This is a genomic window from Afipia sp. GW823-FHT06G09 (genome assembly GCF_058794875.1).
In genome coordinates this window covers 411,437-433,658 of record NZ_JBXAHF010000002.1, presented here as the reverse complement: position 1 = coordinate 433,658, position 22,222 = coordinate 411,437, and the positions used below count along the sequence as shown (strand labels likewise).

22 protein-coding genes are annotated in these 22,222 nt (G+C 61.6%); 11 read left to right on the top strand and 11 right to left on the bottom strand.

Going from position 1 to position 22,222, the window contains the following annotated elements:
- Positions 1-15 precede the first annotated feature (15 nt).
- The 4 genes from AC1Q67_RS09670 to AC1Q67_RS09655 all read left to right on the top strand — a co-directional run bounded on the left by AC1Q67_RS09670 (position 16) and on the right by AC1Q67_RS09655 (position 2,030).
- Positions 16-219: a dodecin family protein gene (locus AC1Q67_RS09670; RefSeq protein WP_024574122.1), complete on the top strand. Its 204-nt coding sequence runs from the start codon at positions 16-18 to the stop codon at positions 217-219.
- Positions 220-313: 94 nt separating this feature from the next.
- Positions 314-991, top strand: coding sequence for a nitrile hydratase subunit alpha (nthA, locus tag AC1Q67_RS09665; RefSeq protein ID WP_492234293.1), 678 nt, complete (start codon positions 314-316; stop codon positions 989-991).
- Complete coding sequence (nthB, locus tag AC1Q67_RS09660) at positions 988-1,650, top strand: nitrile hydratase subunit beta (protein ID WP_492234294.1); 663 nt, start codon at positions 988-990, stop codon at positions 1,648-1,650. The genes nthA and nthB overlap by 4 nt, the downstream gene beginning before the upstream one ends.
- Positions 1,647-2,030, top strand: coding sequence for a nitrile hydratase accessory protein (locus AC1Q67_RS09655; protein ID WP_492234295.1), 384 nt, complete (start codon positions 1,647-1,649; stop codon positions 2,028-2,030). The genes nthB and AC1Q67_RS09655 overlap by 4 nt, the downstream gene beginning before the upstream one ends.
- On the opposite strand, the gene AC1Q67_RS09650 is transcribed toward AC1Q67_RS09655, so the two are convergent.
- From AC1Q67_RS09650 to AC1Q67_RS09640, 3 genes are all read right to left on the bottom strand, one after another.
- Complete coding sequence (locus AC1Q67_RS09650) at positions 2,031-2,714, bottom strand: MBL fold metallo-hydrolase (RefSeq protein ID WP_024574118.1); 684 nt, start codon at positions 2,712-2,714, stop codon at positions 2,031-2,033. It abuts the gene before it with no gap.
- 89 nt (positions 2,715-2,803) lie between these two features.
- Entirely contained in the window at positions 2,804-5,239 is a 2,436-nt protein-coding gene (locus AC1Q67_RS09645; RefSeq protein WP_492234296.1) for an EAL domain-containing protein, read from the bottom strand.
- A gap of 340 nt (positions 5,240-5,579) precedes the next feature.
- Positions 5,580-6,722 (bottom strand): vWA domain-containing protein, encoded by a 1,143-nt coding sequence (locus AC1Q67_RS09640; RefSeq protein ID WP_492234297.1) that lies wholly within the window; start codon positions 6,720-6,722, stop codon positions 5,580-5,582.
- Between the two features lie 149 nt (positions 6,723-6,871).
- Here AC1Q67_RS09640 and AC1Q67_RS09635 point away from each other — a divergent pair, with 149 nt between their 5' ends.
- On the top strand, positions 6,872-7,357 hold the full coding sequence (locus AC1Q67_RS09635) for an MmcB family DNA repair protein (protein WP_024575559.1): 486 nt from the start codon (positions 6,872-6,874) through the stop codon (positions 7,355-7,357).
- On the opposite strand, the gene AC1Q67_RS09630 is transcribed toward AC1Q67_RS09635, so the two are convergent.
- The 4 genes from AC1Q67_RS09630 to AC1Q67_RS09615 form a co-directional block, all read right to left on the bottom strand.
- A complete protein-coding gene (locus AC1Q67_RS09630) occupies positions 7,354-7,941 on the bottom strand; it encodes a biliverdin-producing heme oxygenase (protein ID WP_492234298.1) in 588 nt (195 codons plus the stop codon). The two genes, AC1Q67_RS09635 and AC1Q67_RS09630, sit on opposite strands and share 4 nt — an antisense overlap.
- Before the next feature lie 25 nt (positions 7,942-7,966).
- Complete coding sequence (locus AC1Q67_RS09625; protein ID WP_024575557.1) at positions 7,967-8,188, bottom strand: hypothetical protein; 222 nt, start codon at positions 8,186-8,188, stop codon at positions 7,967-7,969.
- Between the two features lie 85 nt (positions 8,189-8,273).
- Complete coding sequence (locus tag AC1Q67_RS09620) at positions 8,274-8,828, bottom strand: ActR/PrrA/RegA family redox response regulator transcription factor (RefSeq protein WP_024575556.1); 555 nt, start codon at positions 8,826-8,828, stop codon at positions 8,274-8,276.
- A gap of 114 nt (positions 8,829-8,942) precedes the next feature.
- Positions 8,943-10,274 (bottom strand): ActS/PrrB/RegB family redox-sensitive histidine kinase, encoded by a 1,332-nt coding sequence (locus AC1Q67_RS09615; RefSeq protein ID WP_492234299.1) that lies wholly within the window; start codon positions 10,272-10,274, stop codon positions 8,943-8,945.
- Between the two features lie 95 nt (positions 10,275-10,369).
- On the opposite strand from AC1Q67_RS09615, the gene AC1Q67_RS09610 reads away from it, so the two are divergent.
- From AC1Q67_RS09610 to AC1Q67_RS09595, 4 genes are all read left to right on the top strand, one after another.
- Positions 10,370-11,167 carry an ABC transporter ATP-binding protein gene (locus tag AC1Q67_RS09610; RefSeq protein WP_492234300.1) on the top strand — a complete coding sequence of 266 codons (798 nt, stop codon included), beginning with the start codon at positions 10,370-10,372 and terminating at the stop codon, positions 11,165-11,167.
- Positions 11,164-11,994 carry an ABC transporter permease gene (locus AC1Q67_RS09605; RefSeq protein WP_024575553.1) on the top strand — a complete coding sequence of 277 codons (831 nt, stop codon included), beginning with the start codon at positions 11,164-11,166 and terminating at the stop codon, positions 11,992-11,994. Before AC1Q67_RS09610 ends, AC1Q67_RS09605 begins: the two co-directional genes overlap by 4 nt.
- 276 nt (positions 11,995-12,270) lie before the next feature.
- Positions 12,271-13,596, top strand: coding sequence for a polyhydroxyalkanoate depolymerase (locus AC1Q67_RS09600; RefSeq protein WP_492234301.1), 1,326 nt, complete (start codon positions 12,271-12,273; stop codon positions 13,594-13,596).
- A 253-nt stretch (positions 13,597-13,849) separates the two neighbouring features.
- Complete coding sequence (locus AC1Q67_RS09595; protein WP_024575551.1) at positions 13,850-14,689, top strand: M48 family metallopeptidase; 840 nt, start codon at positions 13,850-13,852, stop codon at positions 14,687-14,689.
- Between the two features lie 70 nt (positions 14,690-14,759).
- Here the strand turns inward: AC1Q67_RS09595 and AC1Q67_RS09590 are convergent, their stop codons facing one another.
- Positions 14,760-17,045, bottom strand: coding sequence for a transglycosylase domain-containing protein (locus AC1Q67_RS09590; protein WP_492234302.1), 2,286 nt, complete (start codon positions 17,043-17,045; stop codon positions 14,760-14,762).
- Positions 17,046-17,158: 113 nt separating this feature from the next.
- The gene (locus AC1Q67_RS09585) at positions 17,159-17,707 is read right to left on the bottom strand and encodes a TetR/AcrR family transcriptional regulator (protein WP_196812811.1); all 549 of its coding nucleotides are present in this window, start codon (positions 17,705-17,707) and stop codon (positions 17,159-17,161) included.
- 113 nt (positions 17,708-17,820) lie between these two features.
- Here AC1Q67_RS09585 and AC1Q67_RS09580 point away from each other — a divergent pair, with 113 nt between their 5' ends.
- Positions 17,821-18,249: a DUF1330 domain-containing protein gene (locus AC1Q67_RS09580; RefSeq protein WP_492234303.1), complete on the top strand. Its 429-nt coding sequence runs from the start codon at positions 17,821-17,823 to the stop codon at positions 18,247-18,249.
- Here AC1Q67_RS09580 and AC1Q67_RS09575 read toward each other — a convergent pair.
- A complete protein-coding gene (locus tag AC1Q67_RS09575) occupies positions 18,246-18,611 on the bottom strand; it encodes a DUF1304 domain-containing protein (protein WP_492234304.1) in 366 nt (121 codons plus the stop codon). The genes AC1Q67_RS09580 and AC1Q67_RS09575 overlap by 4 nt on opposite strands.
- Before the next feature lie 137 nt (positions 18,612-18,748).
- Between AC1Q67_RS09575 and AC1Q67_RS09570 the strand changes: the two genes are divergently transcribed.
- Positions 18,749-19,288 (top strand): methylated-DNA--[protein]-cysteine S-methyltransferase, encoded by a 540-nt coding sequence (locus AC1Q67_RS09570; RefSeq protein ID WP_492234305.1) that lies wholly within the window; start codon positions 18,749-18,751, stop codon positions 19,286-19,288.
- On the opposite strand, the gene AC1Q67_RS09565 is transcribed toward AC1Q67_RS09570, so the two are convergent.
- Entirely contained in the window at positions 19,285-22,080 is a 2,796-nt protein-coding gene (locus AC1Q67_RS09565; protein WP_492235676.1) for a [protein-PII] uridylyltransferase, read from the bottom strand. The genes AC1Q67_RS09570 and AC1Q67_RS09565 overlap by 4 nt on opposite strands.
- Positions 22,081-22,222: the final 142 nt, after the last annotated feature.

Here is a 22,222-nt window from a genome sequence, read left to right as displayed (position 1 = left end):
TGTCAGGAGAAAATCATGTCAGTTGCACGCGTGACCGAGCTTATTGCCGCTTCCCCGAAAAGTTTTGAAGATGCCATCCAGAATGGCGTCAAGCGCGCCGTCAAGACATTGAAGAATGTCGAAGGCGTCTGGGTCGCGAATCAGAAATGCGTCATCAAGAACGGCAAGATCGCGGAATACCGCGTCAACCTGAAGGTGACGTTCATTCTCAAGGACTGACGCGCGAAGAACCGGCGCGTCTGCATATCACATCTTGCTGCGGCGATGATCCTGCTCTCGACACGTCGAGGCGGGCAGGACTATCCTTTGTTCCATGAGCGGACCCGATCACGACGACCATCACCACGGCCATGGTGACCATCATCACGGCCACCACCATCACCACGATCACGATCATTCCGAATTGTCGGAGACGGAATTGCGTGTCCGCGCGCTGGAGACGGTCCTCACCGAGAAGGGCTACGTCGATCCGGCGGCGCTCGATCTTCTGATTGAAACCTATGAGACCAAGGTCGGGCCGCGCAACGGCGCGCGCGTGATCGCCAGGGCGTGGTCAGATCCTGCGTATCGCGCACGTTTGCTGAAGGACGCGACGTCTGCGATCGCCGAACTCGGTTATGCCGGGCGGCAGGGCGAGCACATTGTCGCGGTGGAGAACACCGGGCAGCGGCACAACATGGTCGTGTGCACCCTGTGCTCCTGTTATCCGTGGTCGGTGCTCGGGCTTCCGCCGGTCTGGTACAAGGCCGCGCCGTATCGCTCGCGCGCGGTGATCGATCCGCGCGGCGTATTGCGCGATTTCGGAGTCGAGCTTCCGCCTGAGACGGAAATCCGCGTGTGGGATTCCACCGCCGAGATTCGCTATCTGGTCGTGCCGCAGCGTCCAGCGGGGACCGAGGGCTGGAGCGAAGAGCAACTCGCCGAGCTCGTCACCCGCGACAGCATGATCGGCACCGGCTTTCCGAAATCGCCCGAACAGGCTGCATCATGAATGGCGCACACGATATGGGCGGGGTCGATGGCTTCGGCCCGGTGATGCCGGAGCTGAACGAGCCTGTGTTTCATGCCGAATGGGAGCGGCGGGTGCTGGCGCTGACGCTGGCAATGGCCCGGCCCGGCGGCTGGAATATCGATATGTCCCGCTTCGCCCGCGAGGACCGCTCGCCTGCGGATTATCTTGGCAAGAGCTACTACCAGATCTGGCTTGCGGGTCTTGAACGGCTGATGCAGGAGCGCGGGCTTGTGCTGCCGGATGAAATCGAGGCCGGCCATGTGCTGCATCCTCCGAAGGCCGGTGTGCCTGTTCTGGCGCCCGGCGATGTCGAGGGCATGCTGCGCCGTGGCGCGCCGACGGAGCGCGAAGCAACCTCGAAGCCGCTGTTTGCTGTCGGCGACCGGGTGCGCGCGAAAAATATTCACCCGCAAGGCCACGTCCGGCTGCCGCGCTATGTGCGTGGTCATGTTGGCGTGGTGGAGTTGCTTCATGGCGCGCATGTCTTTGCGGACAGCAACGCGCGCGGTGAGGGCGAGAATCCGCAGCAGCTTTACACCGTGCGCTTCACCGGGCGCGAGTTGTGGGGCGATCGTGCCGATCCGGCAAGTTCTGTATCGGTAGATGCCTGGGAATCCTATCTGGAGCGCGCCGAATGACCATCGACCGGCAGGCAGCAATGCAGGCGGCAGCCAGCATTCCCGGACTTCCGCGCGACAGCGAGGGTCCGGTCTTTCGCGAGCCATGGGAGGCGCGCGCCTTTGCCATGGCGCTGGCGCTGCATGCGCGGGGTCTGTTCACCTGGCCGGAATGGGCGGACGCACTGGCCAGGCAGATCAGGCGTGCGCAGGCCGAAGGCGATGCCGATACCGGCGAGACCTACTACCGGCACTGGCTCGCGACACTGGAGCAACTGGTGACGGCGAAGAACGTCGCGCCCGCGGCTGAACTGCATCGCTACCGCGATGCCTGGGACCATGCAGCGGATCGCACGCCACATGGTCAGCCGATCGAATTGACGCCGGAGGATTTCGGCTAGCTAGCCCAGTCCGCCGTTGAGGAACGGATTAGTCGCGCGCTCATGGCCGAAGTTCGAGCCGGGGCCATGGCCGCAGATAAAGCCGACATCGTCGCCGAGCGGCAGCAGCTTGTCGTGGATGGAGCGGATCAGGGTGGCGTGATCGCCGCCGGGCAGATCGGTGCGGCCGACCGAGCCGTTGAACAACACATCGCCCACGATTGCAAAGCGCATGTCCTTGTTGAAGAACACCACGCTGCCCGGTGAATGTCCGGGGGCGTGATAGACGTCGAACACGAGATCGCCGATCCTGAGCTGATCGCCTTCGTTCAGCCAGCGGTCGGGTGCGAAGTTGCGCACGCCGGTCATGCCGAAATTGGCGCCGCTCGCCACCACGTTGTCGAGCAGATATTTGTCGGCGACATGCGGCCCGATGATCGGCACTTTCAGTTCGTCGCGCAATTCCGCCGCGCCGCCGACATGATCGATATGGCCGTGCGTGATCCAGATCTCGTCGACCGTGATGCCGGCCTGCTTGATTCCGGCGAGGATTTGCGGAACGTCCCCGCCCGGATCGATCACGACTCCGTGCATGGTCGCGGCGTTCCACAGCAGGGTGCAGTTCTGCTGAAACGGGGAGACCGGCACGATCAGGGCGCCAGCCTTTGCCGGTTCCTTGGCGGCTTGCTTCGATTCATTTGTCATGCGGCCACAATGCTGATTTTTTGCGCCGCGCCAAGCGGATTCCGCGCGGGGGCAGGCCTGCGGTGGCAGGTCAGAGTTTCGCTCTGCAGTCAGGCTACCCGCAGGTTTGGCTGTCCGGCGATGGCTGGGCCGGCGATCTCGAACGGTTCCGGCCGGCCGACGCCATAGCCTTGCGCATAATCGACGCCGATTTCGCGCAGCGCCTGAACGGTGGCGTCGTTTTCGACGAACTCGGCGATCGTCTGCTTGCCCATGACCTTGCCGATGCGGCAGATCATTTCGACCATGGCGCGGTCGATCGGATCGTCGAGCATATCCTTCACAAAGCTGCCGTCGATCTTGAGGTAGTTCACCGGCAGATTCTTCAGGTAGCCGAACGAGGACATGCCGCTGCCGAAATCGTCGAGCGAGAACCGGCAGCCCAGCCGCTGCAGCACGGTGATGAAGCGGGCAGCATTGTCGAGATTGCCGATGGCGCTGGTCTCGGTGATCTCGAAGCAGATCATCGTCGGCGGAATGTTGTGAAGCTCGAGTTGCTCGCGAACGTAGTCGATGAAGCCCTCGTCGCTGAAGGTCGCGCCGGACAGGTTGATCGCGCATGTAGCGATGGTCGCCGATGCGGCGCGGCCAAGCCGTGTCGCGATGGTCTCGAAAGCATGACGCACCACCCAGCGGTCGATCAGCGGCATCAGGCCGTAGCGCTCGGCGGCGGGAATGAAGTCGCCGGGCGGCACCAGATTGCCGTCCCTGTCGCGCAGGCGGAGCAAAAGCTCGATATGCGCGCCGTTCTGGCTTGCGCCATGCAATCCGACGATGCGTTGCGCATACAGGCAGAAACGGTGCTCATCCAAGGCATCGTGAATCCGCTGGACCCACGCCATTTCGCCGAACCGGTGCAGCAATTCGCTGTCGCTCGGATTGTGGATCTGGATACGGTTGCGGCCCTTCTCCTTGGCGAGATAGCAGGCGAGGTCGGCCGTGCGCAAGGTTTCGTCCTTGGTCGCACCGCCCCGGATCTGCACCAGACCGATGCTTGTGGTGATCGTGAACGGACGTCCATTCCAGACGAAGTTGAGGTCGTGAATCGCCTGCCGCAAACGTTCGGCGACGATCGCAGCGCGTTCGAGACCACCATTCTCGAGCAGGATCGCGAATTCGTCACCTCCGAGACGCGCCAGCAGATCGTCCACGCGCAGATGCTGCTGCAGTGAGTCCGAGACTTCGCACAGCAGCTTGTCGCCGGCGGCGTGACCGCAGGTGTCGTTGATGATCTTGAACTGGTCGAGGTCGAGGAACATCAGCGCATGCGGGCCGTCCTGGTCTCGGTCCATCCGCTGCAGGGCCTTTTCCAGCCGGTGTTCGAACTCGCGGCGGTTGGCCAGCTTGGTCAGGCTGTCATGCGACGCCTGCCATGACAGGCGGGCGATGTATTTCTTTTCGCTGGTCATGTCGTGCAGCACCAGCACCGCCCCCGCGACGGCACCGCCCTTGTAGACCGGCGTACCGACCATCGAGATCGCCACCGACGTGGAATCGGGCCGTTGCAACAGTTGAGGGCGAGTGTTGGCAGCAAGATCGTGTCCGTTCAGGATTTGCGCAATCTGGCCCTCGCGCGGCTGACCGCTTTCCTCATCCAAAATCCGGAACAGCGAGGTCAGTGGCAACCCTCTGGCTGCAGTCGCCCGGCAATTCACGAGGCGTTCGGCGGCCGAATTCATGTAGTCGACACGGCCCTGAGCGTCGGTGCTGATGACGGCATCGCCGATCGAAGCCAGCGTAATCTGTGCGCGTTCCTTCTCGGCTTGCAGCGCGTGCACGAATCTGCGGCGCTGCGCCAGGAAATAGCGGGTCAGCATCATCAGCAGCAGCACCAGCAAGCCTGCGGTGAACAGATTGGCGATCGTGAGCACGAGCTTGACCTGCCGCGATCCATTGCCGAGGCTTTCGGCGAACGCCATCGCTTCGGGTGCGAAGCGCGCATTGAACTGGTCGATCCGGTCGCGGAGCGATTCGAGCTGCTGCGGCGAAATCGGCGTGCCGTTCTGTTCGATCTGGATTTCCCGCGCGAGGGAGGCGAGGTCGTCCAGCAACGGATCGGTATTGATCCAGTGCACGATCGCCTTCTTGAAAGGCGGAAGCTGACGAAAATGCTGGTACAGCCAGATGATGCCTTCGATGTCGTCGGCGTGAATGCCGCCTTGCAGGAAGCCGCTATGAGCCGTTGCGAGGTCCGGCGGATTTCGCTCCAGCGCGATGCGCGCTGCGCGGTCGCCGAGCGGTCCGGCGATGGCATTTTGATATCGCTCGTAATGCCTGTCGTCGCCGGTTTCGCCGTAGAGATAAAGGTGGTGGACCGCGTCCTTCTGTCCTTTCGACCACAGGCTCTCGCCGCCGACATAAGCCCGCACCGAGGAGAGGATGTTCAGGCTCATCCCCGCAAGAAATGCCTGCAGCAAGACGATGGCAATGAAGGGCGAGACCAGCCGCAGCAGCCGCATATTCACGGACACAAGATTAAGCTTCATCGGACGCGTACGCCCCCTGCCTGCTGCTCGACGCGGAATCCCTGCTTCCAATTCCCAGTACCAGTCGCGGCCGGACTGCTTCGGGCAGTCACGATGCGCGTCCCGACATTGGCGGCATCTGATTAAAGGCACGCCAATGTTGCGCTTCCCGGTTGCAGAACCGGAGAGTTGCGTGAATCGCGGGTAAACGATCGGATAAGGTTTGAAGGTAATTTTCGGAAGGCGGGAAGAAGTTAAATGAAAACAGTATCTTCCGGGATCCGTGGGAGCCGGCCCAATGCCGGACCGGCCCCTTGCGCGGGCTCTTGCGCCGGATCGTGCGCTGCGCCGGATGACTTAGCTATCGCCTGGTCTGGGCTTTCAGCGTGTCGGCAACCACCTGGTCGAACGACGAGGCCTTGGCAGGGGCAGCAGACCGGCGCTTTTCGGCTACGAACGCATCACGCTTCTGCACCAGCGCCGCGAGCTTTTCGTTCAGGTTTTTGCGAGCCGCCGTTTTCTTGTCGATCTCGGCCTTGCGCTGCTCCGGCGAGAGCTTGCGCAACTCGTCGGGCAGTTCGTCCTCCTTGACGCCTTCGACCTTGGTGCGGCCCGACGCCACGGCACTCACCAGATCGCCGTCGCCGGTGACGGCTTCGGAGGAAAATTTCGAACGCTTGTTGAGATAGCTCGCCATGTCGGACGCCGAAGCGGGGGCCGCGGCGGCGACCTGGGACAGTTGCCGGGTTTTTTCTTCGACGCGCTTTTGCACCTTCTGCGGGCCGTACGGAATGACCGTGCCGTTGATCTCCTTCTGCAGGATGATGATCTCGTCGTCGTAAGGCGTTTCGATCACGACGACCTCGCCGCCATCCTGCGGAATCGGAATGAATCGGCCGTCACCGAGCTGCGCAATGTCCTGCCAGACCCGTGCGGTGTCGCGAGCGTCTCCGGCCAGAACCGCGTTGACCACGATGTCACGCTGCTTGGCGACTGCAAGCGTCTTCGGATATTTGGTGTCCTGCGCGTAATCCATGTGCGGCGGCGCGTCGCCGACAAGAAACACGATGCGCTTTGTATCGCTGCCTTTGGTCCACTGCAGTTTGTTGACCGCCACATCGAGCGCTTCGTTCACGCTCTCGGGCCAGTCGCCGCCGCCGCGCGCCTTCAGATCGAGCAGGTTGGCGTAGATGTCCTGAATGTCGGTGGTGAGATCGAATGTTCTGGTGACATATTCATCGCCGATGTCGCGATAGGCGACGAGGCCGATCCGGATGTCGGCATCGGGATTGGTGTCCACAACGCTCGTTGCGATGGACCAGATCTTTCGCTTGGCGCCGTCGAGCAGACCGCCCATTGAGCCTGTCGTGTCGAGGACGAACGCGACTTCGACGGTGGGTTTGGCAACGGCTTGTGAGAACGTGGACATGATCGGCAACGAGAGAACGGCAAGTGCGAATGCAGTGCCGCCGAATTTAAATCTGTCGGTGATGCGTGAGTACATTTCCCCCTCCAAGGGCTCAAACGAGTGTTCGCTCCCAGCGGAACCGATGGTTCCCCCGCTTCGCGACCGCTCGGGGTCCGAATTGTGTCGGGCCGCGTACGCTTTTGAGGCTGAGGGGTTTTGGCTTTTCTGCTACGCTTCCCGGAATCATGCATTCACCGTTTCGCCCCATCGAGCCGAGTTTGCCGCCGGATCGCCGCCAGTCCGACACAGCGCTGGCCATTGCGCGCGGTACTTCCAGGTTTTTGAAATCGCTGGGATTTTTCTGCGTCAGCGAATTGACCCTGCCGTCAGGCCGCCGTGCCGATCTGGTGGCGATGAACGCGCGCGGCGAGATCTGGATTGTCGAGATCAAATCGTCGGTCGAGGATCTGCGCGCCGATCAAAAATGGCAGGACTACCGGATGCATTGCGACCGGCTGTTCTTTGCCTTCACCCAGGACATGCCGTGCGATCTGTTTCCGGCAGATACCGGCTTGATCGTCGCCGACGCATACGGCGCGCATCTGCATTGCGATGCGCCTGAACACCGGCTGCCGGCCGCGACACGTAAATCGATGATTGTAAGTTTTGGATTGCTGGCGGCGCAGCGCATCAGCCGGCTCGTCGATCCGCAGGGGCATCACGAAGTCTAGAGATTGGCCTGTGTGAACTGGTTCACGGCAACGTTCGCCACCGGGATCAGGGCATCCTCAAACATCGCAAACGCAATCTCCGCGCCGTGCACGACGCCTGCCGGATCGGCCAGCGCCGCGGGATGGTTTTCCAGCAGCGTGAGAAAGCTCGGCCAGAACCGCTTGCCGAAGCCGTGCCGCAGATACGCCGTCGCGTTCATCGTCTCGGAGTCGGGATTTTCCGCCAGACGCGCCAGCATCACCCGCTCGCCCATGCGCGATGCTTCAAGCACATAAACAGCGCCGAGCATCTCCGCGGCCGATTTGAACTCAGGCGCGGACAGCGGCCGGCAGGGGATGCCCAGTGTGGCGAGATCGCGTTCAAGTGCGGGCGTGCGCACGCGCAGCGTCCAGTCGGGAATGAGATTTTCAATCCCGCCCGTTTCTAGAGCGGCTTCGAGCGGGAAGAGCGCTTCGGCCTGACTTCTTAGAAAGGCCTCGTAATAAAGCGGGATTGCGATATCGAGTCTGGACAGCGCGACATCGAGACGGCTGTGCGACGTCCGTGTCGCCTCGCGGATGATGTCCCAGATTGCGGCGCCCATGACGGTTTCGCCTTTCGATTGAAACTTATGTCACCACGATTTCGCGGGAGGGAACAAACGGCTCAAGCAGCGTCGTGACGTAGTTGCGCGTCAGTTGAGCAGGGTAAGCCGAACGCCTGCGGATCGTGACACGCGGAGCGCGGAGGGGCGATCCCTGAGGCCAATCGATCCGGTAATCCTCGACGAGACCAAACTGTTTGGTGACTTCGAGGCGGGACGAGATTTCGATATGCCGGGCCTTTCGCATCTACCGTACGGCGGAGCCGCTCCCTGTGACAGTCCTGCGCCGATAACGCAGTCCTGCTCACAAAGGTTCCGCGCCGGAACAGCGCTCAGCGCGGGGCGCGCTTGGCCAGGATGCGCTGCAGGGTCCGGCGGTGCATGTTCAGGCGGCGCGCCGTCTCGGAGACATTGCGGTTGCACATCTCATAGATGCGCTGAATGTGTTCCCAGCGGACGCGGTCGGCCGACATCGGATTCTGCGGAAGCTGCGATTTATCGTCACCGCTTGCGAGCAGCGCGGCGACCACATCATCAGCATCAGCCGGCTTGGAAAGATAGTCGACCGCGCCCATCTTCACCGCAGTAACTGCGGTTGCGATATTGCCGTAGCCGGTCAGCACGATGGCGCGTGCATCGGGCCGCTGCCGCTTCAGCGCGGACACCACGTCAAGACCGTTGCCATCGCCGAGCCGCAGATCGACCACAGCGAAAGCAGGTGGCGTCTGATCGATGTGATGGAGTCCGTCGGACACATTGTCGCAGGTGCTCACAGCGAAGCCGCGAGTCTCCATGGCGCGCGCCAGCCGCTCCAAGAATGCCTTGTCATCCTCGACAATCAGCAAGGAACGGTCGGCAATTTCGGTCAAATCGGCAGTTGCGGTCACGGTTTTGCGCCTCCTGGGTACTCTGTGAGTGTGTCCTATAGATATGGCGCGTCAATCGGGCGATGCCAAGGCCGCCAGTTCGGGCTTCTCCAGAACACGCTTGCATGGAGGTGGTTAAGACAGCGCCCCCGATGGAACTTCCGCAGTTTCGAAGCTGTCGCGCGGCCAGGTAATTGTGACAATTGCACCATGATCCGGAAAGGTCCGGTTGGTGAAAGACACGCGAGCGCCGGTACGCTCGAGCAAGGTGCGCGCGATAAATACCCCAAGGCCAAGCCCGCTTCGCTCGCCTCCCGTTTCGCCGGCGCGCCGCCGCGTCAGGTAGGGCTCGCCGATTCGCTTGAGAATGTCCGGCGGAATCCCGGGGCCGTCGTCGGACACGACGATCTCGACAGTATGCGCATTCCACCACGCATTCACCTCGACGCGCTCGCGCGCGAAATCGACGGCGTTCTCCAGAATGTTGCCGACGCCGTAGAGGATCGCAGGATTACGCATGCCGACGGGCTCGGCGTCCTGCGCCAGCGCGATACGCACCTTGATGGCGATGCCGAAGTCGCGATGCGGGGCGACCGTCTCCTCGATCAGCGTCGACAGCGGCATGCGGTCGAACGGTGCGCCATGCGAGGAGAGCTGTGTGATCTTGGCGAGAATTTCCCGGCAACGCTGCGCCTGTTCGCGCAGCGTCTTCAGATCGCCGCGGGCATGATCGTCGAGGCCGTTGGTCTGGATAGCCTGCTCCAGTTCGCGCGAAATCAGAAAGATGGTGGAGAGCGGCGTTCCGAGTTCATGGGCGGCGGCGGCGGCGAGTCCGTCGATTTGCGTCAGATGCTGCTCCCGCGTCAGCACGAGTTCGGTGGCGGCCAGCGCATCGGAGAGCTTGCGGGCCTCCTCGGTGACCTGAAACGCGTAAAGGCTGGTGACACCAATCGCGAGCACGATCGAAATCCACACGGCGATCATGTAGGTGCGCGGCAGCACAAGAGGCTCTTCGCCGTTCCACGGCAGTGGCAGATGGAAGAAGCCGAGCGCGGTGGCGCAGGTGGCCGCGAAGATGCCGAGCGCGATGGTGATCCGTGTCGGCAGAGCGGTCGCCGAGATCAGAACCGGTGCGAGGAAAAGAAATGAAAATGGATTCTGCAAACCGCCGGTCAGGAACAGCAGAGCGGCAAGCTCCGCGATGTTGATCGCGAGAAGCCCCGCCGCATAACGGGGCGCCAGCCGGTGGACCGGGTTGAACCTGATCTGCAGCACCAGATTGAGGAGCGACGACAGCCCGATGATGACCACGCAGGGGATCACCGGGACCTCGAAATCGAGCCCTTCCGAAACGATAAAAATCGTCGCCAATTGCCCGAGCGCGGCCAGCCAGCGCAGCCGCAGGATGGTGTCGAGACGCACGTAACGGCGCGGGTGGCGGAAATCGGAGGTCGCGATGTCGCTCATGCCATACTCTTAGCGTCCGGCAACGCCGATCACAAACCGGCCCTGCGTATCCGGCCCTTGCGGATGCCCTCCCGTTGGCTCAATGAACGGATATTATGACCGTGCAGCTCTCACCCTCCCGTGCCGCGTCTCATTCCGGTCCGGCCTCCGCCGCCGCCGCGATCGAGCTTGAGCGGCTGGTGAAGGTTTACAAGACCACCCGCGCTGTCGACGACATCTCGTTCACGATTCCGCGCGGTTCGGTGACCGGGTTGCTGGGTGGCAATGGCGCCGGGAAGACCACGACCATCTCCATGATCATGGGGCTGGTATCGCCGACTTCGGGCCGTGTCAGTGTGCTCGGTTGCGCGATGCCCGAGCAGAGCGCGCAGGTGCTCGGCCGGATGAATTTCGAGAGCCCCTATGTCGACATGCCGGGCCGTCTCACCGTGCGGCAGAATCTCACCGTGTTCGGCCGGCTCTACGGCGTGACACATCTGAAGGACCGGATTCTTTCGCTCGCCGCCGATCTCGATCTTGGCGAGTTTCTCGACCGCCCGAGCGGAAAGCTCTCCGCAGGTCAGAAAACACGTGTCGCACTGGCAAAGGCCTTGATCAACGAGCCGGAACTTCTGCTGCTCGATGAGCCGACCGCGTCGCTCGATCCCGACACCGCGGACTGGATCCGAAGTCATCTCGAAAGTTACCGCAAGGAGCGCGGAGCCACGATCCTGCTGGCCTCGCACAACATGCTGGAAGTCGAGCGGCTGTGCGACCGGGTGATCATCATGAAGCGCGGGCGGATTGAAGACGACGATAGCCCGGCCGCTATTCTGGCGCGCTACAACCGCACAACGCTCGAAGAAGTGTTCCTCGATGTGGCGCGCGGCCGCGTGCAACAGGCGGCGTCATGAGCGGCATCGAGCTTCATCACGGCAATCCGCAGATGATCGCGCCACATCGCATCGGCGCGATGATCCTGCGCCACTGGTATCTTCTCACGTCATCCTGGCCGCGGCTGCTCGAACTGATTTACTGGCCGGTGCTGCAATTGATCACATGGGGCTTCTCGCAGGCCTATATCTCGCAGAATGCCGGATTCTTCGCCAAGGCTGGCGGCACCTTTATCGGCGCCGTGATCCTGTGGGACATCCTGTTCCGCGGCCAGCTCGGCTTTTCAATGTCGTTTCTGGAAGAGATGTGGTCGAAGAATCTCGGCAATCTGCTGATGAGCCCGCTCAAGGTCAGCGAATATCTGATCTCGCTGATGGTGATGAGCGTGGTGCGGCTGGCGGTCGGCGTGATTCCGATGACGATACTCGCCATCGCGTTCTTCGGCTTCAACCTGTTCGGTTTCGGCCTCGCGCTGGTGGCATTCTTCTGCAACCTGATTTTCACGAGCTGGTCGTTCGGGCTGATCTCGTCCGGGCTGGTGCTTCGCAATGGCATGGGCGCGGAAGGGTTGGCGTGGACGCTGATGTTCGCGCTGCTGCCATTGTCATGCGTGTACTACCCGGTCTCGGTCCTGCCGGACTGGCTTCAGGTCGTGGCCTGGATGCTGCCGCCGACCTACGTATTTGAGGGGATGCGGGCGCTGCTGATTGACCATGTCTTCCGGGCCGATCTGATGATCCAGGCACTGGCCATCAATGTGGCTTTATTCGCCATATCGACTGTTGCCTTTTTGCTGTTGCTGAAAAGCGCCCGAAAAAACGGTTCCTTGGTCCAGAGCGGTGAATAACCATCGCTAGCGGCCTCCGCCGGTTAATTAATCACCTGATCTGTAAAATGGGCGGATTGACGCTTTGTCGCAGGCCCGACAGTATGTTGCGCCGCGAAACTAGTGATCCGGTTCTGACATTCGTATCATTTCCCGGCCGACACCTTTTACGAATGTCAGAACCAAAGGATCACTAGAATCACAACGCAGTGTCCTTTCGTATCCGACGTTCGTTCGGAAGGTGCTGCAGAGTGAGGGCGAACGTCGGATACGGGACACTAGGATCGAGGAATCATTATGCCGATAGGCGAATTTGGCAGGCCGCCTGGCTTGCCGTCCGAGGTCAGCCCTGCGCTGACCACGCCCATGTACTGGATGTACGAGATGGGTCAGGCCTCGCTCAATCCGGCGCGGGCGATGGCGGACATGATGAAGCTGTGGTTCGAGAACCCCTTCAATCCGGTTGCCAGCACCGAGTTCGGAAAATCCATCGCCGCCGGCTGCGAACTGTTCGAGCGCACAACGCGCCGTTACGGCAAGCCCGAATGGGGCCTGCACGATACTGAAGTCAACGGCATGCGCGTGCCGGTCGAGATCAAGACGGTTTGGGAAAAGCCGTTCTGCCGGCTGCTGCACTTCGAACGCAAGCTGACCCAGCCGCTGCGGACGCCGCATCCGCGCGTGCTGATCGTGGCGCCGATGTCGGGACATTACGCGACGCTGTTGCGCGGCACGGTCGAAGCTTTCTTGCCTGGTCATGATGTCTACATCACCGACTGGGCTGACGCCCGGATGGTGCCGGTGGCGCAGGGCCGATTCGATCTCGACGACTATGTCGATTACGTCATCGAGATGATCCATGCGCTGAAGGGCGATGTGCATGTTGTGGCTGTGTGCCAGCCTTCCGTGCCTGTCCTGGCTGCGGTGTCCATCATGGAGGCCGAGAAGGATCCGTATTACCCGACGTCGATGACGCTGATGGGCGGGCCGATCGATACGCGGCGCAATCCGACCGGTGTGAACGATCTCGCCGAGCAAAAGGGAATCGACTGGTTCCGCAACAACGTCATCACCAAGGTGCCGTTCCCGCATCCCGGCTTCATGCGCGACGTTTATCCGGGCTTTCTCCAGCTCACGGGCTTTGTGAGCATGAACCTCGATCGCCACGTCGACGCGCACAAGCGGTTGTTCGCTAATCTCGTCAAGGGCGACGGCGACCTCGTCGACAAGCATGTCGAATTCTACGACGAGTATCTGGCCGTAATGGATCTCACCGCCGAATTTTATCTGCAGACCGTCGATCTGGTGTTCGTGAAGCACGCCTTGCCGAAGGGCGAGATGAAACACCGCGGCAAGCCTGTCGATCCGTCGAAGATTCGGCGCGTTGCGCTGATGACGGTGGAGGGCGAGAACGACGACATCTCGGGTTTGGGCCAGACCGAAGCGACACACGGGCTGTGCAGTTCGATTCCGGACGCGCGGCGTGTGCATTATGTGCAGAAGGGCGTCGGCCATTACGGTGTGTTCAACGGCTCCCGCTTTAAGTCGGAAATCGTGCCTCGAATTTCCGATTTCATGCACTCGTCGGCTCATAGCAAGCGGGTTCTGGCGGCTGCCGAGTAGGCCTTTTTCGGTCCCTTGGGGCCGGAAAAGCCCATTTTATTGGGGCTTCCGGAGCTTTGCGCTGCCGGATCTTCTCCAGGTCGTCTAACTATTTGGATTCGCTTCCTATTTTGCCTCTTTCAATTGAGGCGACGGAGTGAATTTCGCGAACTGTTTCCGGTCGGGGCTCCAGCTAAAAAATGAATCTTTATTTCAGGTTTCATCCCCCTGGATATGGGAGGCGAACTCCCTAAAACCACGATATATTGGGCAAATGATTTGTTTTTGCGCCGATGAATTTCACTGGCGGCGGATATGGCAGAATCCCGGCGAATTCCTGCTGTCCGGACCTGCTGACATGGCTTTTCGTGCTCTCCTTTATCGCCGCCCGACCGAACCGCGCACGCTCGCGGTCAAAATTGGCTCATCGATCTACACGATTCAGCTCAGGCGTCATCGGCGCGCGCGCCGATACACGCTGCGCATTCATCCGAGCAGGCGCGAAGCCATTCTCACCATGCCTCCGCGCGGAAATCTGTATGAAGCCAAGGACTTCGCGCAACGTCACGGTGCCTGGATCGCTGCACGTCTCGGTGGTTTGCCGAAGGCCGCGCCGTTTTCGCCGGGCACTTCGGTACCTTTGCGTGGCGTTCCGCACCGGATTGTGCATCGTGCCGGTGTGCGTGGAACCGTGTGGCCGGAGACGCGTGACAGCGGCGACAAGATTCTGTGTGTCGCGGGTGATTCCGAATTCATTGATCGTCGCGTTCACGATTTTCTCAAGCGTGAAGCCCGTCGCGCGCTGACGGATGCTTCACATCGTTATGCCGAGGAACTCGGCGTCAAGGTGAAGCGGATTACAATCCGCGATCAGTCGAGCCGATGGGGGTCGTGTACCTCCGCGGGCGCGCTGTCGTTCTCATGGCGGCTGATTCTCGCGCCGCCTTATGTGCTGGATTATCTTGCGGCACATGAGGTTGCGCATCTCGTCGAGATGAACCACTCGCCGCGATTCTGGAAAGTTGTAGCCAAGATTTGTCCGGCGACCGAGCGCGCCAAGCGATGGCTCGATACCCACGGCAATGATCTTCATCGCTACGGGATTGAAGAATAACATCTGATTTTGAGAATGAGCGGTGAGTCTGATTCAGTAGAGTTGAATCAGACTTCAGTTGCGCCGCGCGTTAGCGCCGGCCACCGAAAACCCGATCGATCAGCCAGCCATCGAGCCCTGCGGCTGCTTCAGGACGCGCAGATGTCTGCGTGACCGGCGGACGAGACTGCTGCTGCGGCGGATAAGGCGCAGGTGCGTTCGGCGGCGGGAAGTCCTGATTGTTGGACGTCTGCGGATAAGGCTGCTGCGGATAGGGGGCGCGCGAAGGCGTGCGTGAACTTCCGGGAAACAGATTAGAGAGGAAGCCGCCCGACGGCTGCATCGAGCCCGGCAACGGCGCAGGCGCGACGTTCTGGTGCGCGGCCTTCATAAAGCGGGTCCAGACCTCGACAGGCAAGCCACCGCCGGTGGCTTTCCTGGTCGGCGAGTTGTCGTCATTGCCGAGCCAGATGCCGGTGACGAGATTGGCGGTATAGCCGATGAACCAGGCGTCACGGAAATCCTGACTGGTGCCGGTCTTGCCTGCGGCCGACCAGCCCGGAATGTCCGCCTTCTTTGCGGTGCCGGTGACCAGCGTCTCGTGCATCATGACGTTCATCATGCCCACCGCGTTGGCGTCGATCACGCGTGCCGGGGGATCGTTGCGGCGTGCGTACAGCACCTTGCCCTCGGGGGTACGAATCCGGTTCACCACATGAGGCGAGGCGGTAAATCCGCCATTGGCGAACGGTGCGTAAGCGCCCACCAGTTCGTTGAGGGAAACTTCCGACGTGCCGAGCGAGATGGTCGCGTTGGGCTCGAGCTTTGAGGCGATGCCAAGCCGATGTGCAGTTCGCACCACATTGGCCGGGCCGACTTCAAGGCCGAGCCGGACCGCCACGGTATTCAGTGACATCGACAACGCCTGCGTCAGCGTCACCGGGCCGAAATACTCCCGGCTGTAGTTCTCCGGCCGCCAGCCTTTGACGTCGAGCGGCGCATCCTGGCGCATGGTGTCGGGCGTCATGCCCCCTTCGATGGCGGTGAGATAGACAAATGGCTTGAAGGCCGAGCCAGGCTGGCGTTTGGCGGTGACCGCGCGGTTGAACTGGCTTTCGGCATAGTTGCGGCCGCCGACCATGGCACGCACCGCGCCGCTCGGTGTCATCGCCACCAGCGCGCCCTGCGTAACGTTGAATTTCACGCTTTTGGTGGCGAGTTCGTCGATGATCGCGGCTTCCGCGACGCTTTGCAGCTTCGGATCGATCGATGTTTCCACCACGATGTTCTGGTCGATCTGGCCGACAAGATCGTCGAGCACTTCGCCGATCCAGTCGGCGACATAGTTGATGGTCCCGGCGCCGACCGGCCTGACGGCATAGGAGGGCTTCTCGATCGCGGCCTTGGCCTGCGCGTCGGTGATGAAGCTGACGTCGGCCATCGCGCTCAGCACGATCTGCGCGCGCTTCTCCGCGCCTTCCGGGTTGCGGTTCGGGGCAAGCCGCGACGGCGACTTGACGAGACCGGCAAGCATCGCAGCCTCGGAGAGCGAGACGTTCTTTGCCGACTTGCCGAAATATTTCTGCGCCGCCGCCTCGACGCCATATGCGCCGGAGCCGAAATAGACCCGGTTGAGATAGAGCTCCAGAATTTCGTTCTTCGAGTACTTCCGCTCCAGCCACAGCGCCAGTTCGACTTCCTGCAGCTTGCGCTGGAAGGTGCGCTCCTGGGTCAGGAACAGGTTCTTGGCGAGCTGCTGGCTCAGGGTCGAGCCGCCCTGCGAGACGCCGCGATGCAGAAGGTTGGTGACGGCCGCGCGCATGATGCCGGTCGGATCGATGCCGAAATGCGAGTAGAAGCGGCGGTCTTCGATGGCGATGAACGCCTTTGGCAGATAGGGCGGCAGATCCTTCAGCGACACATTGGCGCCCGGCATTTCGCCGCGCGTTGCAATGACGCTGCCGTCCATCCCGGTGATCTGGATGGTCGGTGGACGTTTGGGAATTTCCAGTGACTGGATCGCGGGCAGATGCGCGCCGACCCAGATGATGACGCCGGCGCCGGCGATGATCGCCCACAGGCCGAGCACGGCGCCCCAATACACAAGACGGCCGAGGCCGGAGCGCGAACGGCCTCTCGCCTTCGACTTGTTTTCTTTGCGCTCGGCAGCGCGGGTCTTGCGAGGGCGCTCGCGAGGCATGTCATCTTCCTCGTCGTATTCGACGGGACGGCTTTTCGCCGCGCGGCGCTTCGGTGGGACATTGTCGTCCACACCGCCGATACGATCTCGCGGATTGAGGCGGACGCCATCCAGCGACGCGGCGCCGTCGAATTTCGGCTCCTTGCGACCGCTGTTCTTTTTACGCCCCAGTGCCATCCAAATCCGTGTCGCAATGCTGATGATGCAAGGCGTGCAGGCTAGCGATGGCGGTTTAAAGGCGCGTTACGCAAAGGTTAACGAGCGTTTAGAGGTTCCGCTTCCCGGCCGGGTTACGCAGGTCGAAACAGAACTTGAACAAGCTGTGCAGCCGTCTGCTTCAACCGTTTCCGGTTGTGATGGACCCGTTCCATGACGGCCAGTCCACGGGTGAACGTGACAATCAGGTCCGCCGCGGCGTCGGGTGCAACGGTAAGTTCTGCTTTTGCGTCGGCATGCGAGAGGGCCGCGGTGAGCAGCGCTGTCAGGTCGCCGATCAGTCGTTTGACGCGCGCCTCGATGGCGGGCCCGGCGGTATCGAGATCAAGGGCGGTTTTTGTTGTGAGGCATCCTCGCGGCGGGGAGCCGCTGGTCATGTTGGCGATCGCGGTTTCGAAGAACGCATTCAGAGCAGTTCGCGCGTCGGAGGCGGAAAGGGCCTGCTCGGCAGATTCGAGGAAACGCTGTGTGTATCGGTCGAATGCCAGCAGGAACAACTGCTCCTTGTCGCCATAGGCGTTGTAGAGGCTGCCGCGCTGGATTCCGGTCGCCTCCGCAAGGTCGATCATCGACGTGCCGGTAAATCCCTTGCGCCAAAAGACCTCCAGCGCGCCGGCCAGCATCTCGTCTTCGTCGAATTGTCGCGTTCCGACCATGCAACAGCACTAGGTCATCATTGACACCTATGTCAAGAATGACTTAGCTGCAGAAAATCAAAGATCCGTGGGAGAAGCAAATGACCGGCCATATCGATCCGACCAAGGAAGTCTTCGCGGCGTTCCGCGACAACAATCGTCCCGGTCCCATCCACATGCTGAACCTGGTGCGGCTGCACGCGCAGGCGAAGTATCCCGATGGCCGCAAGGCCACTGGCGCGGAAGCCTATGCCAGCTACGGCCGCGAAAGCGGACTGGTGTTCACGCGGCTCGGTGGCCGGATCGTCTGGCAGGGTAAGTTTGAACTGATGCTGATCGGTCCGTCAGAAGAACGCTGGGATCATTGCTTCATCGCCGAATATCCGAGTGTTGCCGCGTTCGTGGAAATGATCCGCGACCCGGCATACCGCGAAGCGGTCAAGCACCGGCAGGCTGCGGTCGAGGACTCGCGGCTCATCCGCACCGCACCGATGCAGGTCGGCACAACGTTCGGCGAAATTCCCGGCTAGCGGGCCAGCCAGAGCAGGATCAATGCAACGGCGGCGGGAAGCGCCTGCACGATCATGATTTTCTTGCTGACCGAGTAGCCGCCATAGAGCCCCGCGACGATCACGCACAGCAGGAAGAACACCTTGATCTGGAAGCCGAAAGCTAGGCTCGGATGGAGCAGGCCCCAGATCAGGCCCGCAGCAAGGAAACCATTATAGAGTCCCTGATTGGCTGCAAGCACCGCCGATGCCTGCGCCTTTTCGATGGTGTTGCCGAATGTCGCGAGGCCTTTCGGCTTGGTCCAGAGAAACATCTCCAGCACCAGGAAATAGATGTGCAGCGCCGCGACCAGTGCGACGAGCCCGTTGGCAATCAAATTCATGGCAATGCCCCCCATACGAGGGGGAACGTAGCAGCAAGCGCGGCGATTGCCGAGACCCCGATGTTGTCGGAAAACGGAAAGACTTCCCGTGTCATCACGGCCAGGATGGCCGAAACTCGTGATGACGGATATCGGACATGACTGCAAAACAATCTCACCGATTTCAGATCGGCCGGCTCGAAACACCGATCGGCACCGCCTTGCTCGTCACCGACGATCAGGGTTTCCTGCGCGCGCTCGACTGGAGCGATTACGAGACACGGCTGCATCGGCTGCTGCGGCGGCATTACGGCGACTATGTTCTGGAAAAGGCGCAGGCTCCCGCGAACATCACTGCTGCCTTGACCCGTTACTTTGCGGGGGATCTCGGCGAACTGAAAGCCATCAAATGGCGGACCAACGGCACGCCGTTCCAGCGCAAGGTGTGGGCTGAACTTCAGAAAATTCGCGCGGGCAAGACCTCGAGCTACGGTGCGTTCGCGGCACGCCTGAATGTGCCCAAGGCGGCGCGCGCGGTCGGCCTCGCCAACGGTTCGAATCCGGTCAGCGTCGTTGTGCCGTGCCATCGGCTGATCGGCGCGGATGGTTCGCTGACCGGCTATGGCGGCGGGCTCGCGCGCAAGGAATGGCTGCTCGCGCATGAAGGCGCGGCGCTCGGAAAGCGAGCACGCAGCTAGGCTGCGGGTTTTTCCGCCGCGTCGCCATTGGCGAGCAGATGGATCAGGGCGCGCTTGATGGCGGCCTGTCGCGTCGGCGCAGTAATCTGCGCGCCGAGCAGGTCCGTGACATAGAACACGTCGCGTGCGCGCTCGCCAAAGGTGGCGACGTGAGCCGATGCGATGTTGAGGTTCAGTTTCGAAATCGCGGTGGTGAGCTGGAACAGCAGGCCTGGACGATCGAGGCCGGAGACCTCGATCACGGTGTAGCGATCCGACCACTGATTGTTGATGCTGACTTCCGGCTCGACGCTGAACGGCTTGAGCCGCGTCTTGGAGGCCGTGCGGCGCGCCATCATGTCCGGCAGGCGCAGCTTGCCCTCCAGTACCTGTTCGATGGTGTCGCCGATGCGGGTCGCGCGCCGGCCCTCATCGTCATCGCGGTCATATTCGCGGGTAATTGCGATGGTATCGAGCGCGATGCCGTCGGTGGTGGTGTAGATCTGGGCGTCGACGATGTTGGCGCCGGCGGAGGCACAGGCGCCCGCGATGATCGACAGCAGCCAGGGATGATCGGGCGCCATGATCGTCAGTTCGGTGACGCCGCGTCCCTCATCAAAGCCGACATTGACCGCCAGCTTGTGGCCGCCGGCCTCGCTGGCCTTGACGAAGCGCGCGTGGCGAATCTTGCGCGGCAGTTCCACCTTCAGCCAGTAAGCAGGATAGTGCCGTGAGATATAGGCCTCGAGTTCGGCGGTAGGCCACTCGGTGAAGGTTGCACGGAATTCCGCCTGCGCCGCGTCGATGCGCTGGGCCCGATTGACCTCGGAGAAGCCGCCGGTCAGCACCGGTTCGGTTTCATAATACAGCGTGCGGATGAGCTGTGCTTTCCAGCCGTTCCAGACGCCGGGGCCGACGCCCCGAATGTCGGCCGTGGTCAGGATGGTCAGCAGCTTCATCTGCTCCACTGATTGAACAACCGCTGCGAAGTTCTCGATGGTCTTGCGGTCCGACAGGTCGCGCGATTGCGCCACCGTGGACATGGTGAGGTGTTCCTCGATCAGCCAGGCGATCAGCTCGGTGTCGGCGGCGTTGAATCCGAAGCGCGGGCAAAGCCGCCGCGCGACCTTGGCGCCGGCGATGGAGTGATCCTCGGGACGGCCCTTGGCGATGTCGTGCAGGAACACCGCCATGTAGATCACGGCGCGATGCTCGGGATGGATTTTCCGCATCAGGTCGCTGGCGACAACGAATTCGTCGTTCCCGCCGCGCTCGATGTCCTGAAGGATGCCGATACAGCGCAGCAGATGCTCATCGACCGTATAGTGATGATACATGTTGAACTGCATCATCGACACGATCCGTCCGAATGCGCGAATAAAGCGGCCGAGCACGCCGGCCTCGTTCATCCGCCGCAGCACGGTTTCCGCGTCGTTCGACGTCAGGATTTCGATGAACAGTTTGTTGGCTTCGGGATTCTCGCGGAGCTTCGGCGTGATCAGGCCGAGCGAGCGCGTCGCCGCGCGCATGGCGTCGGGATGGAAAGCGAGATTGTTCTTCTGTGCGAGCCGGAAAATGCGGATCAGGTTGACCGGGTCCGCCTTGAACACGTCGGGCGCGGCAAGGTTGATGCGGTTGTTGTCGATGACGAAATCTTCGCCGCCGGGGACGCGGCCGCGTTTGCGGCCCGGCCGGAGCCTTGCCATCATCCGGCTCAGCACCGGCGCGGGCTTGGCCTCCTGATCTTCCAGCTTGGCGCACAGGATCGCGGTGAGATCGCCGACTTCCTTTGCGATCAGGAAGTAGTGCTTCATGAAGCGCTCGACGTCCTGCATGCCGGGATGCGAGGTGTAGCCAAGCCGCTGTGCGATCTCGCGCTGCATCTCGAACGACAGCCGCTCCTCGGGACGGCCGGTGAAGAAGTGCATGTTGCATCGGACCGACCACAGGAAGTCCTCGCAGCGGCGGAATGTACGGTATTCCTGCGGGTCGAACACGCCACGCTGCACAAGATCCTCGGTCTCCCGAACGCGGTAGACGTATTTGGCAATCCAGAACAGCGTGTGCAGATCGCGAAGGCCGCCCTTGCCGTCCTTGACGTTGGGCTCGACCAGATAGCGTGACTGGCCTGCGCGCCGGTGCCGCTCTTCGCGTTCTGCGAGTTTCGCGGCGACGAATTCAGTCGCGGTCCCTTGCACGACCTCCTTGTCGAAGCGGGTGACCAACTCCTCGTAAAGCGCGGTGTCGCCAGTGAGGAATCTGGTTTCCAGCACCGAGGTGCGGATCGTCATGTCGGCGCGTGCCTGCCGGATCGATTCATCGATGGAGCGGGTGGCGTGACCGACCTTCAGGCCCATGTCCCACAGGCAATAGAGGATCGCTTCGGCGACCTGCTCGCCCCAGGCGGTCTGCTTGTAGGGAAGGATGAACAGGAGATCGATGTCGGACTCGGGCGCCATCAGGCCGCGGCCATAACCACCGGTGGCGATCACCGCCATGCGTTCGGAATCCGAAGGGGTCGGTGAGTGATAGAGGTGACGGGTCGCCGCGTTGAACAGGATGCGGATGATCTCGTCCTGCACGAAGCAAAGCCGCTCGGCGCATCGCCGCCCGTGCCGGTCCTTGAGTAGTTCTGCCTGCGCAACGGCGCGGGCCTTGGCAAGTTCACCCTTCAGTAACTGCGTAATGGCCGCCCGGAGCAGGTCGTCCTTTCCTGCGTGTTTGTCCGCGAGCGCATCGATCTCGCCCGCGACGCGCGCGGTGTCGAACATCACTTCGTCTTGCTGAGGAGGCTTCGGCGTCACGCTGTCCATTCCATTCGGATAACGGACCGCGGCAACGGTGTCATCAGCGGATTGCGGCAAGAGGAGCCGTCCGTTCTGATTTCCCTTCCGCTGGTGAAAGGCGGTTCTCCCGCAGCGTGCATTTGCGGAGTTATTTTCTCGTTGACGATTG